Genomic DNA, 19706 nt, shown 5'->3' on the forward strand with positions numbered 1-19706 from the left:
GGGATGGTCCAGGCCATGCCGATGGACGACACCAGCAGCGCCGGCTACTGGAACGGAAAACCGCAATGCTCATGCGCGGTTACCCCTACTCCGCGGCCGTCAAGGACAAGGACTTGATGGACCTGCGGATCTGGGCGTCCTCCGGCAACGTCAAACTGGTGCGCACCGTCTTGCAAAGGGATCTGCCGGACTGGCACGCCGAACGGCCAGGCGTCGGACTCGAAGTCCGACTCCTCCGACGACGTGGTCAGCGCATGTGCCGGATGCTCGAGCCGTTGGCGTCCCCGAAGTTGATGGGCGCAATCAACGTCCCTCGTAGCGAGTCCGCTGATCTTCATGCGCTGATGACCGAAGGCAAGAACACCGTCAAATCGCGTCTCGAAGGGCACAGCGCATCGGCGGCCGCGTTCACCACCGTCCTGTCCGCCGAGCTCTATCCCGTGGCGAAAACGCACTGCCTGACCAGGCCGGACGAAAAATCGATCCTCCGCTACGGATGAACTGATGTTCGCTCGGTCCTGAAAGTCACGACCCTACTTGAACGAGAGTGATCGTATGATCATCGCCGATCGACCGTGAATTGCGCAGGAACGCGCATCCGGAGACCGGCCGCGTGCCGCCCGCACGATGCCAACAACCGAGCCGCTTCATAGAATTCGACCAAAGACAGGGAAGATCGCACAGAAAGAAGTGCTGCGTGCCTATATTCAGGCGAAACTCGCGAATATCACATCTTGCGTGCGAGGCTCGCCCTGAAATCCATTGCGATGGTGCGGATCTATAGGACGATCGGCCCCCGCTGCACCCACACGTCGAAGCGACTGGCTATCGCAGGTTCGATTCGTCTGTCACCAAGCGATAAAGGACGTATCCAGAAAACACTATTATGGAGACGACGCAGAGTACGAGCATGATGTCGAAGAAGATAGTCATGTTTCCCCTCATGGGTTCGACCAGGATCGATTCGTTTATCCCCGCGAAAGTTTCTCCGCGAAAATGTCCTGTTCCGCAGCTCCAATCGTGTGAAGGCGATAGTGCCTCACCACCCGAGGCACGGCTCAGCACTACTCAGAGTGAGGGCTTGGCAGTGTCATGCGCTGCGCGAAGGGTCACTTACGATTCCTGATCCGCTGACACGAGGTCGCGGAAGTAGTCGGAGAGACGGTGAGTGCCAGTCCGCTCGCCCACCGACTCACGTTGGAGCCCTTCGATGAAGAATCGAGCCAGCGACGACGGGCGCGGCCCCAGGCGATCCGCGGTCCAGATGACAGGCCGGACGAATCCGGCAGGGACCGAGACCATTCGGGGCCGCTTGTCCACCGCGGCGAACGCCAAGTCCACGATGTCGCGATACCTGTAGATGTCCGGGCCACCGACATTCCACTCACCGGACTCGTCCCCGAGTCGGTCGACACAGAAGGCTGCGAGGTCGGCGCCGTGGATCGGGTTCAGTCGCGCAGTTCCGGCACCGAGGCCGAACGCAAGGCCGCGACGGGCCATGTCGAGGAACTCGGAAGCGTCCGAGAAGTACCCCGAGGGATTGACGATCTGCGAAGCCGCCTCGCTCCGCCGCAGCGCCTCCACGAACGCCGCCTTCGACCGCATCACCATCGAGGTGCCCTCGTGGACATGCATGACGTTGACAAACAGAAACGACGACACCGAGTCCAGCTCCGCCAACTGCAGCAGACGCAAGTTTGCTTGAAAATCGATGTCCCAGGGGTCAGCGTGTTGCCTCGTCACACCCAACGCTGAAACCACCCGGTGCACACCGTGACACAAATCTGGAATCGTACTGCGATCGCCGATGTCTCCGATCACCCACTCGTCTACCAGGCCGCTTAGAGATGGAGCTCCGAACGCCCCCGAGCCCTCCGCCCGATCGCGTGAACGCACCAGCGCTCTCACCCGATAGCCGCGTTGATGGAGCTCACGCACCAGGTACCTACCCATATACCCCGTCGCCCCGGCAACTAGTACGGTCTGCGCTTCCACGTGCACCCCTTCCATTCATGTACTGCCTAGTCCAAGAATACAGTACTGCCATGCGATGACTTCGACACGCCAAAGGAGGTCCTGTCGGCCCACCTGGACAATGGGAACGTCGGGCCACCTCGGATAGCCGGCAACAATGAGATGGAGGAAACGTGATGGCGCGTCCCGCACGACCGTTGGACCCGGCGCGCTCTCGCGCGCTACTCGATGCCGCCGGCGTCGCATTCGCAACACACGGTTTCGAGCGGGCCTCGCTCAACTCGATCCTGGCCGAGGCGCGATTCCCGAAGAGCTCCTTCTACCACTACTTCGGGGACAAGACGACACTGTTCGAGCGCGCCGTGGAAGCCGGAATGGACGCGCTGCGCGCAGCGGTGACACCACCGAACATCGACTCACTCGATCAGCACAGCTTCTGGCCGCAGATACGTCAACTCGGTGATCAACTCCAGATCGCCGCCACCTCGGACCCACGCACCCAGATTGCCGGACGCCTGCTTCACGCCGCCGACGTCCCGCCCTCACCCACGCTCGACGCTCTTCGCCACTCGATAACGAACTGGCTCACACACGCACTCGAAAGAGGCCGCGACCTCGGCCAGATTGACCTCGACACCCCCCTGGAGCTTCAACTACACCTACTGATCGCCGTCCTCACGGAAGTCGACCGATGGGTGCTCGCCCACAACGCGCACACCGACTCCACGTCCGCGGCACTGCGCGTACTCGAACGCTTGCTCGTCGCGTGATCATGACTCCCGCACCGCCGCCGATATGTTGCAACGACCAATGGAATCTACCAACAGACTTGGGGGCCAAACCTTTTACCTACGGACTAGGGCTTATCCGACATATTTGAGGTCGAACACCGAAATGAAATCCCACTCGAACTGCCTTGTTCTCGGTGACGGTGGCTCGTATTCCGCGCTCGTGTAACGCCGCCGCCCTGAATTCGCGACCGCTGGCTCGATGCGACTCTGTTTCAGGTCCACGCCCATGCAGAAATCTTCATTTCCATATAGGTCGCTTCTGTCTCGCACCTCTACCAGCGGGCGGCGGCAACCGACTTAACCCGCCTGTTTCACCGGTCGCTGCCCGATTGTCGACAGGTAATTACTTGTCAATTCAATTCTCGTGGGAACGGACAAAAACCGACCGGATTCTTGTGAGAATCGACTGAGATGGGCGTCACGTCATGCGTCAAGATTTAGCGGTCAACACTTAACCGCGCCCTCATCTTTTTGCTCGGGCCCCGGCTCCATCACGGAGGCACCATGAAACACCGCTCCTATCCAACACTTGCAGCGGCCGCAGGGCTCGCTCTCGTGTTGTCCGCCTGCGGCTCGGGAGGCACTTCCTCGGGCCCCGGCGGCGGTGACCCCCTCATTGACGGAACCTTCCGATTTGCACTGGAGGCCGATCCAGGCGCACTCAACCCGGTCATGACGGCATCCTCTGCTACCGGCGAGATTTCGCGGTTGGCTTACGACTCCCTGGTTTACCAGGATCCCGATACCAGCAAAGTCGGACCGTGGTTGGCAGAAAAGTGGGATGAAACCCCGACGTCTGCATCCTTCACCATCCGTGAAGGCGTGACCTGTACCGACGGGTCCACGTTGACCCCCCAGACCGTCGCGGACAACATCAACTTCGTCGCCAATCCGGACAACGGTTCACGGTTGCGTGGCTCGGTTGTCCCTACTGGTGCATCGGCGACCGCTGACCCCGCTACGCGTACCGTCACGGTGAACACTGCGACTCCCAGCCCGTTCCTGCTCCTTAATGTCGGGCGCCTCCCGATCCTGTGCGAGGCCGGAGTGAAGGACCCGACGGCATCGAACAAAGCCTCGCTCGGCACCGGCATGTTCCAAGTCACCGAAATCGCCGCCGGCAGTCACTACACATTCGAGCGCCGCGAGGGCTACAACTGGGGGCCCGACGGCACCACCTCCGACACACCAGGTGTCCCCAAGACCGTAATCGCCTCAGTAGCACCGAATGTCAGCACTTCCGCGAACCAGCTTCTGTCGGGCGAACTCCACGCAGCACCGATCGACGGGCCGGACAAGAGCCGAATCGAGGCCGCCAATTTTACCTCGATCAAACGACCGATGTCAGCCGGTCAGATGTACTTCAATCAGACAGCAACCAACCCGACCAGCGATCCCGCCGTCCGCACGGCACTGATCCAAGCGGTCAATCTCGATGACCTCGCTCAGGTCGTCACCGCAGGAAACGGGATTCGGGCAACCAGTCTCGTCGCCGTCGAACCGCGCGCCTGCGTATACGACTCTGTGACCGCCAATCTTCCCGAGTTCGATCTCAGTGCGGCACAAGCAACCCTGGACGCCGCTGGTTGGACCGCCAACGTAGACGGCAAGCGAAGCAAGGACGGAAAGCCGCTGAACCTGCGCCTCGTCTACGACGGTGTCGACGATCCGCGAAATGCAGCAGCCGAACTCGCGCAGTCGGCGTGGACCCAACTCGGTGCAAACGTCGAGGTGACAGGTGGCGACGAAAACCGGATCATCGACATCATTCTCAGCGGTAAGGACAACACCGCGTGGGACATCGCGTGGATCCAGATCAATTCTTCGCTCCCGAGCACGTTCACCGGATACTTCAGCGGACCCGTTCCCGCAGCCGGTAAGAACTTCTCGTCTATCAGCAACCCCGCATACGACGCAGCAGTAACAAAGGCCTCCGGATTGACTGGCGAAGCAGCCTGTGATGCCTGGGCCGACGCAGAGTCGGAGATCGTGAAATCGGCTTCTGCTGTAACCTTTGCCGACGCGATCACGAACCTGTACTTCAACAAGGCCGGGCTCTCATTCGGTAAAACGCTCAACGGTTCTGCTCTCCGCCTCTACCAGTAAACGAGTTACTCACTCAATTTCCTTGCGGTAGAACTACTTCCACTCCAACGACCGGAAGCGGTGCGACTCCCCTGAACGTCCAGCGCGAGCTCCGGACCTCTGTCGTCCAGCTCATTCTTCAGGATCGGGAACTGATCTAGCTACTCTCCGCACCTTCGTCACTTCGATGCCCCCTCCGCCCACACTGGAGGGGGCATCGAAGTCTGGGCACTCGACCACCTCTTCGTCACTTCAGCAGCGGCTGCCGATCTCTAACCGCGCAGTTTCCGGTGAGAACGTGGCACCGCGGATGACAGGAGTCGTAGCACTAGAACCCAAGGGTTAGATGCGGGTGGAGCCAGATGACAACCAAATCCACACGCTGTCGTGCGGCTTCCGCTCTCGTGCTCGACGCTCGAGCCCTCGCACCAGAAGTACTCCGAGGTTCAGAAGGCCTCCTATGACGTGACTTTGGAGACGGAGGAGGAGGATTCCCTCCGCTCTACCGACCAGTCCCTGCGCGGCGATGCCTGCCGGGAAAGCCGGCCGACCCTGCGGGGGCGCGAAGGCCACGCTTTCGGCCGCCGCCATCGAGGGTAGGACCGCCTTGGTGCTGGCCGTGCTTAGTGGACAATGCGAACATGACGACCTGCGCTCCTGCTCAAACCGTGCACTTTCATCAGAAGCATTACACGGCAGTGGTTTCTGGCGCGAAAGTTTCCACCGTCCGCTGGCGCGAAGACATTCACGAAGGGCCGGCAATTTTCATCTTCGACAATCACCCGACCGCCCGCCCCCTTGCAGGACAGGTCACCGCTGTAGAAACGTACGATCTCGCTCATCTGTCGCCGCTAGCAGCTCACCAGCCACCCGGCACCGACATGACGAATTTCGCAAGACAACTCCGGGTCAACTACTACCCCGAGATGCCTGAAGACGCTGTTGTTCAGGTGGTCGTCATAGCCACCGGTCACCACGGGGATTCATCACTGCCCACGACGTAGTGCGACCGACCTCAGCCATCGAAAACGTCTGTTGTACTTCCGTGTGCGTCGAGGTCTGCACTGCCGGCGCCGATCAGGTAGTTGCGGCCAATTCTGGCTGGGTTGATCGGTCCAGGCGCGCTGGCACTCGTCCGGGGTCAGCGTTGTCGTGGATCCTCTGCGACAGGGCCGCCTTCGTTTTCCCACCGATCCAGTGCGCGTTTTTCCTGCTTGGCGGCGGTGTCTTTGCGTGATCCGAGTGATTTTACGGACTTGAGTAGTTCTGTGAGTCGGCCCATGACCGGACCATACTCGACTTTCCGGCGAAGCTGACCCAGGGTTGGACGTATCTCCATCTGAGATGCCATAGGAGACTTCGACGGCGTCGACAACCACGAAACCTCCGCCCCGCCCTGCTTGCACTACCCGCACGAGAACGCACGATCCGGGTGCATGGCGGCGAATTGCCAGCGCGGGCCAACTCGGAGTGCGATTTCGGGACCGAAATGTTCGCGGCCAAACCGCGAGCACGACGGCGGCGACGCTTCGCACGACATCGCCGCGTCGTTCGGCGAGAATACTGGACCTAGGCCGGGAAAATCGGGTGCTTCAGCCGTCGAGATAGGGATAGGTTGTCGTGCGTGAGCGCACAAGTGATCATTCTGACCGGCCCACCAGGGGCAGGGAAGTCGACCCTCGCCGCGAAACTTGCCCGCGGTTACAGCAAAGGCGTTCATCTGCACACAGACGACTTCTGGCACTGCATCGTTTCGGGCGCGATACCTCCGTACGAGCCCACGTCCGATGCGCAGAACCAGACTGTCATGGATGTGATCGCCGGCGCCGCCTATACCTATGCTCGCGGCGACTTCACCACGGTGATCGACGGAATCATCGGGCCGTGGATGCTCCCCCACTTCCGCACACACGCGACACAGCACCCGAACTTGGCGGTCCACTACATCGTGCTCCGGCCGCAGCGCGACATCACGCTGAAGCGAGCCCAAGCCCGAACCGCGCCAAGCGCCTTGATCGATGAGGGGCCAATCCTCTCGATGTGGGATCAGTTCTCCGACCTCGGCGAGCTCGACGATCATGTACTGGACACGTCGGGCGACGCGGAAGAACAGAGTGCCCAACAAGTGGCAGCGGCCATTCGCGACGACCGTTTCCGACTCTTTGCACAGTAGCGGCTCAATCCGCCGGAAACCGTCTTGTTGCAGGCCATCTCGCGGGCCATACGAGGCATACCAGCCAGGGACCCTTCAACCGGAGTGGAAAGCCCGCTTTGGTTCGCCGACTGCGGTCTCGGCTTTCGCTGTCAGTCTCAGAATCGGCCGTGAACTGTTGAGACCAAGGCTGTTTCTGAGGCACCGGAGGATGAGACATGTTCCCTGATGTGACTGAGAAATGAGTGCAGGTCACCAGCTAACCCTCGTCCGCCGACAGAAAACGGTTCCGGAGCGAAATCGATTTCAACAGTTGCCGAATCGACAGCGTGTCCGAGAAACCCGTCTCACCTTGTGGGGAGTTCATTAACCAGGTCTGACATTTCTGATTCGGGCATTTCATGGCCGCGGGCGACCTCGCGTGATCCGGTGACCGCAGCTCAGGAACCACCGTCCATCCTCGGTGGTGTCGAATCCTTCTGTGAGGGAGCGGAATGCGATGCCTCGCCCGCTGAGTGTGTGGACGGTGCCGATGACGTGGCGGACACTGCTTCTGTTTGGGCGACGAATACCGATTCGAGTATGTTGCACCCGAACCGACCTATCACACGGTCTACCGATGAATTTTGTCGAGTTGACACTATCGAAGGATGACCCTTGGTTTTCGAATCCGGCCACCCGATGATGATTGCCCTCGACATTGACGGCACCCTGCACGTCGCGGAGGACACGAATCCGCTCGCGCACGAAACGATCAGCATCGCAGTCAGATCGGCTGTGCGGGCCGCTGTTCGATCCGGAGCCCACGTCGTGCTGTGCACCGGCAGACTCGCCCCCGCCACACGACCGTTCCTACTCGAGCTCGACATCATGACGGGGTTCGCGATCTGCTCCAACGGGGCCGTGCTGATCGATGCCGCAACCGGGAAAATCGCGGAGCAAGTGGTCTTCGATTTACGCACTCCCATCGCGGCACTACGCGAACAACTACCCGGCGCGATCTTCGTAGCCGAGAACCCGGGCATCGGGGTCAGAGCAACCGGCCGTGTCGACGACGCGGATATGCACCACGGCGAGGTCGAGCTGGTCGATATCGACGAACTTGCGACCACGCCGACCACTCGACTAGCGATCCACTGGCCTGGACGCAGTGGGCAGGAGCTGACCGAAATCTTGTCTACTCTCGACCTCCCCGGCATTCGAAGCCTGTGCTACGAAGACGAACCACTGGCCGACTTGACCGCAGCCGGCGTAAGCAAGGCTGCGATGCTGGAAAGGCTGCGCATCGAGCTGGGCGTCGCCGCAACACGGACCCTAGCCGTCGGTGACGGCATCAACGATCTGGAAATGCTGGACTGGGCAGCTCACGGCGTGGCCATGGGTCACGCACCCGCTTCCGTGCTTGCCGCAGCCGACCAGATCTGCCCACCAGGCACCGAGAACGGTCTTGCCACCGCATTGTCGACATGGTTCCGATAGAACATCTGGGCTGTGCGCGGCGCGTCGTGGACGCCTTGGATCTCGGTCATCAGATCGTCGAAACGGAACATCGGCGCTGGGCGGTCGTCCCAGACCCGCTTGAGTGCGCCGGGTTTCATCTGCTCGAAGCCGACAGCCAATGCGCATTCGACGGTGCCGCTGGCGACGGCTTGGCGTGCGAGGAAAAGGGCCGAAGATCCTGTGGCGCCCTGACATCCAGCGGTGGAACATGCCTTGGACGTAATGGGTGAAGCACTCATTCTCGTACCCGTCGCGTTCTTCAGTGCGGGGTATCAGGAAAATGCGTGTGGGAGAGCCTGTTTCGACCATGGTGATGCCTTCCCTCGAATCGGTAGAGTCGCCCCCCTGTCGCCATGTCGAGTACTTCTGTCAACTTCGCAATGCCAAACAACCGTCCCGGGCTCAGCACCATATCGGGCGTGCTCGACTACAGTCCCCTTCATGGGACGGACCTGCGGAGTCGGACATGTGGCGGCATCGTGAGTAGAAGCGATGAGTGAGGTTTCTCCGGCCGTCAATCGTTCATCATTTCGCCGCTTCCTCACGGCCGCGGTGATCAGTTCGGCCGGCTCGTCGGTGACAGCGGTGGCGATGCCCATTTTGGTAGTGCAGCTTCTAGACGCGACGCCCTTCGAAGTCGGTATGGTGAACGCGGCTCAGTTGATTCCTTATGCGGTGCTCGGGTTGTTCGCGGGGGTTTACGTCGATCGGTGGCGGCGAAAGCCAATCCTAGTGTGGGCCAGCGTCGGTCGAGCGGTAGCACTCGGCACTGTTCCGCTTCTGTGGCTCGCCGGCCTTCTGCACATCTGGGTCCTGGTCATCGTGTTGCTGTTGTTCGGCTCCTTCTCGGTGTTCGGCTTCGCTGCGATGCAGTCCTTGTTACCCCGACTGGTTCCACGCAGCCAACTGGTGAAAGCAAACGCTCGACTCGACCAAGCCGACGCAGCAGCAACGACATTGGGGCCAACGGTCGGAGGCGCACTCGTAGGCCTGCTCGGCGCTCCCGTGGTGATTGCCGTCGACGCAATCAGCTATCTCGCTGATGCCGCACTCAATTCCGGTCTCGACGTAGACGAGCCGCGACCCGCTTCTCGCTCCCGCAACCTGATGAACGAAGTGCGTGAGGGTCTGAGATTCACCTACCGCCACCGCACTCTCAACCCACTCGCAATATCGACACACGTGTGGTTCCTCGCCAACGGAGCCGCGCTGACTGTGCTGTCTCTCTTCGCCCTCCGCTCACTCGGGTTCAGCGCCTACACATACGGCTTGCTTCTGACGACGTTCGGTGTCGCAAGCCTCCTCGGAGCGTCCAGTGCACATGCGATCGGCACGCGAATCGGACCAGGACGAACGGTCATCCTCACCCGCTCGCTGTATCCCCTCACCTGGCTTCTCGTTACCTTCGCGACCGACACAATTGTTGGCCATCTCCTGCTCTTCGCAGCTCTTGGCCTGCAAGGCTTGGCGGCAGGCGCGGAGAACGCGAACGAGATGGGCTATTGGCAAGCGCTCACTCCGGATGAGCTTCTCGGGCGCGTGAATGCCGCCCGGCGTTCCGTCAACCGCACCATGGCCGCCCTCGGCGCCGTGACAGCAGGCCTGTTGGTCGGCGCGATCGGCGAACGCCCCACCCTGATCGGCGTCACCATCGTGTTCGCCATCGCGGCAGGCACACTGGCGTTCTCGCCGCTGCGACACTCGGCGCGGGATCTCTGACCTCGACGTTCAGCGCAGGTCTACCTCCGCGGCGGCCGAGTTCTCTGACAGCGTGTAATTCCTAGGAGCGTCCGTTCCAGGTACGGGTCATGTTGACACTCGCAGATAGCATCCACGCATGCACGTCGACATCGAGGGCGCCGCCCGCATTGCCCGCCTCGCCGCAGAATTCAACTGGACCTGGGCCGTCGACGACCTCGAACCCTTCTGCGCACAAGCTGGATGGGAGCTCGTTGAATCGGATCAAACCGGCGCCTCGATTCGGACCGGCCTCCGTGTCGGTCGGCCCGAATCGATAATGTTCGGGCGGCAACACAGAATGAATTGGATCTCGATCTTCGTCACGGACGTGGCAGATGACGCTACGCCCATGACAGTGGTGCGCCCGTTGCTGGACGAAGGGTTCACGAACCTCGATGTGGCATTTACCGCACTCCTGGGGACAGCCACGAGCGCCGAACCCGAACCAAAGGCAGCTCTCCGGTGGGACCTGCCGAAAGCGGTCATTTCACTGCACCTAAGTGTCAGTGCGATCGACTTGCGTCTGACGAGTCCGGGATATCAGTCATGGATGGATGAGCCCGAACCGGAGTACGAGGACGAGGACTAGCGATCGAGTCCATCTCCTGACCAGGTTCAGTCGAATTCTGTTGCCAGGAAGAATATTTCAGCAGATCGGTCAAAGTCGGTACGTCTGGTCGCATCGCACTGTGGCTGGAATGGATCGATGCCGTCGACGGCCTCCGACCAGTCGAATTCTTCCTGAAGACCGGCGAGGTGGGGCGGTGCACACGTATGCGCGGATAGGGTGGCTGTAGTGATATCTGCGTGCTACACCTCGTCGTCGGGCTCTAATTGACGATGTACTCGTCGATTTGGTCTTCATCTGCTCGGTATTGAGGGCTTGCAATGTTCACGAAGTTGTCCCGCTTCCCCCGATAGGCAGTGACCACCACGGTAGACAGGTCCCACCGCATGCTGTCCTCCCCACGACGAGGAGGTAGCCCAAGCTCAGTCGACAATCGATCAGTCAGTCCGTTGAACCACACCCCTGGCAGCCCGCTGGATTCAGCTTCCTGTGTACCCAAGCGATCCGTAAACGTCGAAGTCGATCGCCTGGACGCTGTACGTGTCTAGATCCGCGGCCCCCAGGACATGCGATGTTGAGGTCTATGGTTATTGACGCGCCTCGCTCCCGATGTTAGGTGACGGTCCAACCTGCGGCGGGGGCAAGGGCCTCGACGCCATAGCTGCAACGCTCGGCTTCGGCAGATCCTCGGTCAACCGCGCACTCCTGACGGTGCTGAGAAGATGAAAAGTGGGTCGGACAAGCTCTCACGAAACGCATGATTCACCTATGGCTGGAAGAGATTCCGGACGAAGGAGAGGCTTTCGAGGAGCGCTGCCCGCATCGTCTCGATATGACCGGTCGGATATGTGCGGAATGTGACTGGCTGGCGGTTGGCGGCGAGTTCGGCCGCGAGTTTCAAAGCCAGCGGTGCCGGCACCATCTCGTCCGTCAGCCCCTGCCCGAGGAACACTGGCCGGTCGTACCCGGTCGTCGGGATCTCCAGCATGCCGCGAGCAGCAGCCAGCACCGCGGGATCGTCGAGGGGCCGGTTCACCAGATCGCCGATCGTGACGTCGCCGAGGCCCGATGCCATGTCCTGGTAGCAGTCGGTTTCGGCTCGGGCCAGGGCATCCGTGCCGCGTGGTGTCAGGTAGCGATCGATGTCGAGATCGGGTCGCGCCGCCCGGAGTCCGGCCAAGAGGTACGAGACGAACACGATGCTGCCGGTCAGTGGCAAGCGGGGAAAGTCCGGCCCCACGAGTGGTGCAAGGTTCTCCAGATTGGACGGCGCCCCGGTCGCGACCGCGCCCCGGTAGTCCAATTCGGGTGCGTACCGTGTGGCCATCGCTGCCGTGACCATAGCGGCCTGCCCGCCCTGAGACTGTCCGAGTGCCAACCACCGCGGTGAGAGCGACGGTTCGACCGCACGCGCGGCGCGCACCATGTCGATCACGCTGTGCGCCGCCGACGGTCCGTCCAGGTACGCGTGGATTCCCGGCGTGCCGAGCCCCACGTAGTCGGTCGCGACGATCGCGTAGCCCTGCGAGAGCCAGTTCGTGAGGTACGGACTGCCGACGGTCCCGGTCACGGTGGGAGCGCACTGGTCGGAAATACCTACAGTGCCGTGAGCCCACGAGATGACCGGCCAGCCGCCTTCGGGTGGATCGCCGGGGGGCAGGAAGAGCGCGCCCGTACTCAACGCGGGCTGGTTCAGCGGTCCCGTGGACCAGTACGTGAGCTTTGATGCGTTGGCGGCGCCGGGAATCCAGAAGGAGTGCGGCAGGGAAGTTGCCGCGGTCACTGTACCCGGCGTCGTGATTGACGACGGTTCCTGCGCGTGGACGGGCGCGGTCGAAACGGCCGCGGAGGCGAGCGCGATCACCATCAATGCTTGGCCGAGCCGTCGTCGGATCATCGCATCGCTCCCGTGGTTCGTCGGTGTCTGCGCCGACTTCCATTCTGCGCGAACCGGAGGTGCCGGTATACCGGTTCGACCATCTTCGGGTGCCGCTCCTGCAGTCGAGGGGCCAGCGGACCGTGCGCGACGAAGAACTTAAAGTCGAGGTCAGCCGTGTGCGTACCGAGAATTATTCGGTCTACGGCGCACACAAGGTGTGGCTGGAAATGCGTAGTGAGGGCATTGATGTGGCACGGCGCACGATTGATGGGTGTCTTCGGGCTCGAATGCGCACGAAGAGGCATGACCAAGCGCACCGCCATCGCCGATCCACAAGTACATCGCGCGGACGATCTGGTGCAGTGAGGTTCAACCCTGTGACGCCAAAAATGTTGTGGGTGAGCGCTTCAAGTGTTCGGCGACTCGGCCTGAGAGGAGTGAGTATTCATAATCGAGCCGCGTCCAACCCGTCGGACGCGGAACATAGACACCACCGATCACGCTCTCCTGCACCGAAAATTGTTCACGCGTGAGATCAATCTCCGACCCGTCTGGTAACCGGTTCCACCAGTGAAAGTCCACTCGTTCACCTCGAACGTGCACCTCGCCGCGAACCAGGTCACCACCGAAATAGTCGTGCACCACCACCGCAGTAGTCGCACATTGCCCGCGCGCGGGATTCTCCTCCGACCAATCCCCGATGTCTTCTGGAGCGCACGTATCGGGTCCCCATGCAGCGTTCAGTGCTTCGGTCACGCGGACCAAGGAGACGGAATCCATCGACGAAAACTACCATGCAACGTGAACGGCATTTCCTTAGGGAATTCAACTCTGGCAGAGAACGATTGCATCCGTTGCACCTTGCTGCGTCTGCTCCCTTAATGCCGAAATCACAGCTCGCGCACGATAATGGACGACATGGCGCAGTACTGGAGCGAGTATCCATTGTCCGAGGTCGACGGTCAGGTGCCCAGTGCCCTGCCTGTGGGTCGCTACGTCAGCGTCATTTCGAATGGACACGGAGCGCTGACCGCGTGGGTTGCGGGGCCAAGCCGGTGCTACAGGACACCGCATCCGGCATCCGCGCACCCGCCCGTACGGGTTACTCGCGGTGACCCGAGCAGGGAACCCGAGGAAGTCTGGTTCGAGCCATACACCGAAGAAGACCTGCGGATGGTCAACGACGACGTCAACTCCTACCTCGCGGAGGCCGGAGTCCGGTTGCAACCCCGGGGGTACAAATGGCACGTGCTGGTGCCTGAAAGCGTTCGCGATGGCGAAGAACTGGAATACGCGCTGCGTGAGAAGAACCAATACATCGAACCGGCCGAAGTCCTAAGAGCAATAGAGCGATTGTACGAATCACTGGTCAGCCAGATACCGCCGACTTCCTGACCAGTCTCGCCGGTCTACGGTCTCAGCCAGACCAAATCTGTTGCACGATCATCCACAGCCACTCACGGACAGGCTGAGGAAACGGGCTCCAGTACAACCACCAATTGTCCACAACGAACCTTCCTCAATTGTGCTGTTGCACTGAATCAGTGACGACCCGGCGGGTTGACTGGCGGATGTGCAGTATTCGAAACGTGCAGTGTTCCCTCACAGCAATTGCGGTAACTCGAATTCGATCGTTGTCGGAGCCAGGCCGAACTCGGGATATGACACGGTGATCCACAAGGGCCCCTGAGGGGGCGGGCTGAGAAAGTATTCGCCGCCGGTGGTGATGCCGAACAGGTTCTCGGCGACACCACGCCATGAACGGCCACTGTACAACCACGGCTCATTCGGGTCGTCGGGGTAGTCGCCGGGGTGGGTCGAGTTCGCGAGAATCGGCCCGGTGATGGTGTCGACAATGAGTCGAATTCTGTGCGGTTCACCGGGTTTGATCCGGGATCCGAAATTCATCTGTTCGTTGCTCGGCTGGGCGAGGGAGGGCATCTCCTCGGGCGTGGGTTCGTGCGCTACGACATGGAATGCGAGCCCAGTACGAAATAGCTGCAGGTTGGTCAACCGGAGATCGAGGCTGGGGTCGGCGGGGAACGGTAGGGATATGTCGTATGAAGCGCGAAGGTTGGAATCGGCTTGCGGGAGTCGCCGCCAGTCGGGGAGATCTCGGCTACGAATCAGTTGTTCGGTACGAGATCGTTCAGGACGGTTCAGGGCATCGAGCTTCTCCCTCAGTACCGGGTCCGGAATTTGTTCGCCAGCCAGCCGCAAGACCTGACCACTGCGCAGTACGTGCGCATCCCACTGCGGAGTGGACCGTACGTAGGCGGAATTGATGCGTTCCGACATGTTGTGATCCTCTCGCCGCCGGGTGTTACAAGATCGTATTCCGCCGCCGACCGGCTGCAGACTCAGCCAGACCAAATCTGTTCCACAATCATCCTTCATCCTTTACCTTGGAGGACCATGGAAGGATGCTGAGATGCGTACGTTGATCGCAGCGGGGGCTGCAACCTTCTTGATTGGTGGTCTTATCTGCGTTGGCTTCGTGCTTTGGTGGCTCGGACAACCGACCCATTGCTCTTCGTACGCACCTCTGACATCGCAGATCACGGATCCGACCAACTTACCTACGATCTCCCTCTGCCCTGGCAGTGATGAGAGCCCGACGCTGTTTCTCATCGTCGGGCCACTGGCCAGCGCTGCGGTCGGAGCGCTCACTGGGTTCGTTGTCTGGCGCAGCGGAGTTCAGTTGTCGCGCACCCGGTAATTTTTACCCTTCTGACTACCGACCTCGCGGCCTTGTGCTGAAGCGGCATGTGCTTCACCAACCCAAATTCACCACGTATGGAAGCGATACCGCAGGTTGTCGACTCGATGCGCTCGGCGACGACCTCAAGAACTGCTCTCCTATCTAGACGCCTGGTCCGAGGCGATCGTCGATGCCAACTTCTATCCCACGCGGATTTCCGGGATCTACTACCTCGGCGGTGGCCCGCACGGTTCCGGGTTGACCATCGATATCGCAGCTGATCTGTACGAGGGCAGGGCGTGAATGATGGCCGTAACCCATTCTCAGCTAGGCCAAATCTGCTGCACGATCATCCACAGCCACTCACGGACAGGCTGCGGAAACGGGCTCCAGTACAACCACCAATTGTCCACAACGAACCTTCCTCAATTGTGCTGTTGCACTGAATCAGTGGCGACCAGGCGGGTTGACTTCGTCAGCGGACTTGTCGAGCGCAAACCTTTGAATGCTGGGTGTCTGAGTCCGCCGTCGGTGCACTCCCGGTATTCCACTTCGCACACCTAAAGCGGTCCAAATCCGCGTTACCAGACCAGCGCGGCTCACGGATGGACGGACGTAGCACGATAACGGTAGCCATCCTGGTGCGCGTCGGAACCGTACTGCGCAACAAGATCCTCGTATTCAAGGTCCACTAGCTGGCCTGGAGTCAGGACGCGGTACCCAGTCGCCACAATCTCGGAGTAGAACACCCAACAACCGCCGGGAATTTCGGCTGCGTCGAGTACACCCCAGCCGTCCTCGGCGTGGAACTCACGGACGACCGCGCTTGCCCGGAGCGGCGGCGGGTCCTCGAACGTGGTTTCGGCAACGAGGTCCGAATCCGTAATCTCAGTGATGGTGCCGTCGGGATCGATGTTCCAGACTTTGGCCCCGGTGAATGTCGGCTCTCGCCCCGGAAAGCTCTGTGGGCCGAAGACCGAGATACCGGCCGCGATGACCGCGAATGCCGTCAGCGCATATCCCCATCGCCGGGAATTTCGGGAGCCCATGGCATGGACGCTACAGGCACCATTACGCCTAGTAGGGGGCTGCTCGAATCGTGGGTCGTCGAGCACGGCGTCGATGCGGCAGTCCGCAACAATCTGCGCGATTGCCGCTCGTCCGCAACGATGGTGGCGAAATGTGGAACATCGTCGTTTGTTCCCTGGAGCAGTGGGTGGCCGCAATCTCGTCTTCCACGCATCCTCGAGTGCGGCTCGTAGAACCGGTCCCGGTGGTGGCCGAAGGAAGGTACGAATGCGCCAGGCGGTGATGCCGAGGGCAATGACGATCGCGAGAGCGAGCGCCTTGGCTGGATATAGGCCGGCCGGCGAATAGCGTCAGTCATGATCGGGTTTTTCCTTCTAGAGATTCCCGATCTGGAGCCTCGCCGGTTGTCGCCGGTGGGGCTCCTGCGTTGTGTGAGTCAGCTCGTTACGCCGCGTTAAGAACCTGAAAACTCGGTGAGCAAACCTTCCTTTCCCAGGTGAAGCGGCGGATTATCGAAATGGTCGCGCATCTGGTTACCGCGCGGCATGTCGAGCGCGCCTGAAGGCACAACGGGCCGGGAGGTCACATGCTGCTACATCAATCGATCGGGTTGGAGCGCTTCAACGAACTACCGCGGCAGAAGGCAGTTCACGCATTGTTCGAGTGCTGCTGCTCTCTGACCTGGGCCGGGTGGGTCAGCGACGGACGTCCGTTCGCCGATCACGCGGAGATCCTCTCGCGCGCCGAGGACGCGATTCTCAACCTCTCGGACGTCGACGTCGAACGCGCCCTGCAATGCCATCCACCGGTCGGCGTCCGTAGGAACAGCGTGCCGTCCCACCTCGAGCAATGCTCGATCTGGGTTCCGGACGACGCCGTCATGGCAACCATCTATCGCGCCGGCGAGGAGTACGAGCGGAACTTCGGCTTCCGGTATCTGTGGTGTTCGCACGGCCACGACGCCGACGACCTGCTCGAGAACATCGGCCAGCGCATGTCCAACGAGCGGTCCGTCGAGCGCAAGGTCTGCGTCGACGAGCTCGCCAAGATCACGCGGACGAGGATCGAGCGCATGCTGGGACCCGAGGACGGTTATCCCGAGTACTGAAAAGAAAAGCGGGTGCGGCGCTTTCGCGCCGCACCCGCTTTCATGCTCTGAATCGATCAGAGATCGAACTCGGCCGGAGAGATTCCGACTGCAAAACACATGTCGCGTACGACGCCGCGCTCGTGCTCGTCGAAGTTGCCGTCCGCGCCGCCGATGATGATGCCGATCTGGATGACCGCGCGGGCCTGATCCTGCTTCGACTTGAGCTTGGCGATGGTCGCGGTTGCCTCGACCTTGCCGAACTCGTAGTCCGAGGACAGCTTGCTGCAGTACCAGTCGAACTGCTCACGAAGCTCGTCCGGCGGGAAGACCGCGAGCGACTCGTTGCTCATGATCAGCGCGGCGGTCTTCTGACGCTCCGACGGATCGATCGAACCGTCTGCGGCGGCGATCAACGCGCACATTGCCATGCTCGCGTTCTTGAATTCCTTGTTCTGGAACTGGCTGGTCTTTGTCTTGAGCTGGCCGTTCATCTCCTGAGCCTTAGCCTTCAACTGATCCCAGAATGCCATGAGTCTCCTCGAGTATTGCCGCCACACACCGCGCGTGGTCGTACCACCACTCTGCCTGTGCGCTCGGCAATCCGCCATCGGCCACTAGGTGCGGTCGAACACTGCCAGAATTCGCGACTCGGAGATCGGGTCGAGCACGTCCGGGGTGAAGTGCCATTGCGTGCGGGTCCACGGATCGTGAACCTCCGTCTGCCCTGCTGCCGAAAGATGTTGGCACCCCTCGGACAGTGCGGCGACGGATTCTTCCGCGAAGTTCGACTCGTCCTCTCCGACAATCAGTATGGACAAACCGATTGCCGGCCCGCGTTCGGCGAGGAACATGATGGTCTGTGCGTCTTCGGCGGAGTATCCGTGCGGGAAATCGCTGAGGATCAACAGGCGCAGGGAACTCGGGCCATCTGCGACACCGCTCATTCGCGCGAGCTCGCCCATGTCGACGGCCTCGGCCAGTGCCCGCAAGCGCGCCGAGATCTCGGTGTGAGCGGTGATGACCGGGCCCGCGAGCATCGGTGCCAGTCTGTCGGTCAGTGGCGTCAGCGAGCCGGTCAGGTCGACGACGTCGAGTAGCGGCATCGGGCCGGCGGCCATGACGCGCACGGTGACGGCGCTGATCAGTCCGAGCGCTGCTTTGCTCGACGTGCTGTCCACCCAGATCGGCCGGCGCAATGGCAACGGGACGCAGTAGGGAACGGTGAGCGTGCCGCGGTCCGGAGCCGACAGCTCGCCAAGACGCATACCGTCGCTGACGGCCGTGATCTGGGCCGGATCAGTTGTTCCCGCCCACGACACCGACTTCCACGACGCCATCGACCGTGGGAGCACGCCGTCGATCACACCGAGTTCGTGCGCAAGCTGAGCGCTGTCGCGGGCGTGATTGTCCCGCGCGAGTGAGACGAGGTCGTCGTGACGCTTCTGTGCGGCATCGCGCGCCGCCACTCCCGCTGCCGAGTTCCGCAACGACGGATCTGCGACGGCTGCGGTCAGATCCTCGTCCAAACGGGCAAGCGCGTACTCACTGCTGGAGACGAAGGAAGCGGCAGATCGGGAGGCGTCCTCGAAGATCATCCACGCACGCTCGAGGCCGCGGCCCACCTCCAACGGCTCCACCGCGGAGTCCCACGCGGGCGCGGCTGTCGGGGCTGGTTGTGCCGGCTCGTCGTCGACCTCGACGCCGTGCACCGAGATCAGTTCCGCCAGACCACCCGCATAGCCCTGCCCTACGGCCCGAATCTTCCAGGCACCGGACTTTCGGTACAGCTCCCAGCAGATGACCGCTGTCTCGGTGCCTGCGGTGGGGATCGCGAATTCGGCCAGGACCGAACCGGATTGATCGCTCAGGGTGGCGGAGAGCCCGGCCGTGCGAAAGGCTCCCGCGGCCGTCGCTGCCGGATCCACGCTGACGATGCACAACACTGCTGCGGCATCGGGGTGAAGTCGATCGAGTTCCACCCGGATGCCGCTCTGGTCGAGTTGCACTCCAGCGGTGGATAGTTGGTTGTAGAACACGAAGTCCGCGGACGTCAATGCCCGCAGGTTCGCGTCCGCTACCAGCGCCGACACGTCGAACGGCGTCTGGCTCTCGGCTCGAAACGTCACCACGGGCGCCTGCAGCGGCGCGTTCTGTCCGGGAACAAAAGTCATACCCACAGCAGCGAACTATGCCATGA

The 19706-nt window shown here is 61.3% G+C and carries 20 protein-coding genes and 1 pseudogene; 12 read left to right on the plus strand and 9 right to left on the minus strand.

From position 1 onward, the window contains the following. Positions 1-65 precede the first annotated feature (65 nt). Positions 66-500 carry a hypothetical protein gene (locus QM596_RS18445; RefSeq protein ID WP_283309618.1) on the plus strand — a complete coding sequence of 145 codons (435 nt, stop codon included), beginning with the start codon at positions 66-68 and terminating at the stop codon, positions 498-500. 613 nt (positions 501-1113) lie between these two features. Here the strand turns inward: QM596_RS18445 and QM596_RS18450 are convergent. Continuing rightward, positions 1114-2010 (minus strand): SDR family oxidoreductase, encoded by an 897-nt coding sequence (locus QM596_RS18450; protein ID WP_113682058.1) that lies wholly within the window; start codon positions 2008-2010, stop codon positions 1114-1116. A 140-nt stretch (positions 2011-2150) separates the two neighbouring features. Here QM596_RS18450 and QM596_RS18455 point away from each other — a divergent pair, with 140 nt between their 5' ends. From QM596_RS18455 to QM596_RS18465, 3 genes are all read left to right on the plus strand, one after another. Further along, positions 2151-2744 carry a TetR/AcrR family transcriptional regulator gene (locus QM596_RS18455; protein ID WP_113682057.1) on the plus strand — a complete coding sequence of 198 codons (594 nt, stop codon included), beginning with the start codon at positions 2151-2153 and terminating at the stop codon, positions 2742-2744. A 525-nt stretch (positions 2745-3269) separates the two neighbouring features. Beyond that, positions 3270-4871 (plus strand): ABC transporter substrate-binding protein, encoded by a 1602-nt coding sequence (locus tag QM596_RS18460; RefSeq protein WP_113682056.1) that lies wholly within the window; start codon positions 3270-3272, stop codon positions 4869-4871. 620 nt (positions 4872-5491) lie between these two features. Next, positions 5492-5854, plus strand: coding sequence for an ASCH domain-containing protein (locus QM596_RS18465; RefSeq protein ID WP_113682411.1), 363 nt, complete (start codon positions 5492-5494; stop codon positions 5852-5854). 137 nt (positions 5855-5991) lie between these two features. On the opposite strand, the gene QM596_RS18470 is transcribed toward QM596_RS18465, so the two are convergent. After that, positions 5992-6132, minus strand: coding sequence for a hypothetical protein (locus QM596_RS18470; protein WP_154606704.1), 141 nt, complete (start codon positions 6130-6132; stop codon positions 5992-5994). A gap of 342 nt (positions 6133-6474) precedes the next feature. Between QM596_RS18470 and QM596_RS18475 the strand changes: the two genes are divergently transcribed. Further along, a complete protein-coding gene (locus QM596_RS18475) occupies positions 6475-7023 on the plus strand; it encodes an AAA family ATPase (RefSeq protein ID WP_113682055.1) in 549 nt (182 codons plus the stop codon). A gap of 636 nt (positions 7024-7659) precedes the next feature. Then, positions 7660-8481 carry an HAD-IIB family hydrolase gene (locus tag QM596_RS18480; protein WP_283309619.1) on the plus strand — a complete coding sequence of 274 codons (822 nt, stop codon included), beginning with the start codon at positions 7660-7662 and terminating at the stop codon, positions 8479-8481. On the opposite strand, the pseudogene QM596_RS18485 reads toward QM596_RS18480, so the two are convergent. Next, positions 8481-8687, minus strand: a pseudogene (locus QM596_RS18485) (lipid-transfer protein); the annotation flags it as partial. The gene QM596_RS18480 and the pseudogene QM596_RS18485 sit on opposite strands and share 1 nt — an antisense overlap. 307 nt (positions 8688-8994) lie before the next feature. Here QM596_RS18485 and QM596_RS18490 point away from each other — a divergent pair. Both QM596_RS18490 and QM596_RS18495 read left to right on the plus strand, forming a co-directional pair. Next, positions 8995-10221, plus strand: coding sequence for an MFS transporter (locus tag QM596_RS18490; protein ID WP_070387118.1), 1227 nt, complete (start codon positions 8995-8997; stop codon positions 10219-10221). A gap of 118 nt (positions 10222-10339) precedes the next feature. Continuing rightward, the gene (locus tag QM596_RS18495; protein WP_020968329.1) at positions 10340-10831 is read left to right on the plus strand and encodes a DUF6301 family protein; all 492 of its coding nucleotides are present in this window, start codon (positions 10340-10342) and stop codon (positions 10829-10831) included. A gap of 745 nt (positions 10832-11576) precedes the next feature. Here the strand turns inward: QM596_RS18495 and QM596_RS18500 are convergent. Beyond that, positions 11577-12707 carry a lipase family protein gene (locus QM596_RS18500; RefSeq protein WP_283309620.1) on the minus strand — a complete coding sequence of 377 codons (1131 nt, stop codon included), beginning with the start codon at positions 12705-12707 and terminating at the stop codon, positions 11577-11579. A gap of 216 nt (positions 12708-12923) precedes the next feature. Between QM596_RS18500 and QM596_RS18505 the strand changes: the two genes are divergently transcribed. Further along, a complete protein-coding gene (locus QM596_RS18505) occupies positions 12924-13055 on the plus strand; it encodes a hypothetical protein (protein WP_283309621.1) in 132 nt (43 codons plus the stop codon). 3 nt (positions 13056-13058) lie between these two features. Here the strand turns inward: QM596_RS18505 and QM596_RS29805 are convergent, their stop codons facing one another. Further along, entirely contained in the window at positions 13059-13469 is a 411-nt protein-coding gene (locus tag QM596_RS29805; protein WP_019746764.1) for a YunG family protein, read from the minus strand. Between the two features lie 138 nt (positions 13470-13607). On the opposite strand from QM596_RS29805, the gene QM596_RS18510 reads away from it, so the two are divergent. Next, entirely contained in the window at positions 13608-14084 is a 477-nt protein-coding gene (locus QM596_RS18510) for a DUF5956 family protein (RefSeq protein WP_134932037.1), read from the plus strand. Positions 14085-14291: 207 nt separating this feature from the next. Here the strand turns inward: QM596_RS18510 and QM596_RS18515 are convergent, their stop codons facing one another. Further along, positions 14292-14987 carry a hypothetical protein gene (locus tag QM596_RS18515; RefSeq protein WP_283309622.1) on the minus strand — a complete coding sequence of 232 codons (696 nt, stop codon included), beginning with the start codon at positions 14985-14987 and terminating at the stop codon, positions 14292-14294. A gap of 517 nt (positions 14988-15504) precedes the next feature. On the opposite strand from QM596_RS18515, the gene QM596_RS18520 reads away from it, so the two are divergent. Next, positions 15505-15693, plus strand: a complete 189-nt coding sequence (locus QM596_RS18520; RefSeq protein ID WP_042953701.1) for a hypothetical protein — start codon at positions 15505-15507, stop codon at positions 15691-15693. A 296-nt stretch (positions 15694-15989) separates the two neighbouring features. Here the strand turns inward: QM596_RS18520 and QM596_RS18525 are convergent, their stop codons facing one another. Beyond that, on the minus strand, positions 15990-16439 hold the full coding sequence (locus QM596_RS18525; protein WP_283309623.1) for a hypothetical protein: 450 nt from the start codon (positions 16437-16439) through the stop codon (positions 15990-15992). 566 nt (positions 16440-17005) lie between these two features. Here QM596_RS18525 and QM596_RS18530 point away from each other — a divergent pair. Further along, positions 17006-17527, plus strand: coding sequence for a 2-oxo-4-hydroxy-4-carboxy-5-ureidoimidazoline decarboxylase (locus tag QM596_RS18530; protein WP_003941084.1), 522 nt, complete (start codon positions 17006-17008; stop codon positions 17525-17527). A gap of 56 nt (positions 17528-17583) precedes the next feature. Here the strand turns inward: QM596_RS18530 and QM596_RS18535 are convergent, their stop codons facing one another. Beyond that, the gene (locus tag QM596_RS18535; protein WP_003941110.1) at positions 17584-18039 is read right to left on the minus strand and encodes a tellurite resistance TerB family protein; all 456 of its coding nucleotides are present in this window, start codon (positions 18037-18039) and stop codon (positions 17584-17586) included. A gap of 84 nt (positions 18040-18123) precedes the next feature. Beyond that, positions 18124-19680, minus strand: coding sequence for a TerD family protein (locus QM596_RS18540; RefSeq protein ID WP_283309624.1), 1557 nt, complete (start codon positions 19678-19680; stop codon positions 18124-18126). Between the last annotated feature and the right edge of the window lie 26 nt (positions 19681-19706).

The sequence above is a fragment of the Rhodococcus sp. IEGM 1406 genome (genome assembly GCF_030056745.1).
GTDB lineage: Bacteria > Actinomycetota > Actinomycetes > Mycobacteriales > Mycobacteriaceae > Rhodococcus_F > Rhodococcus_F erythropolis.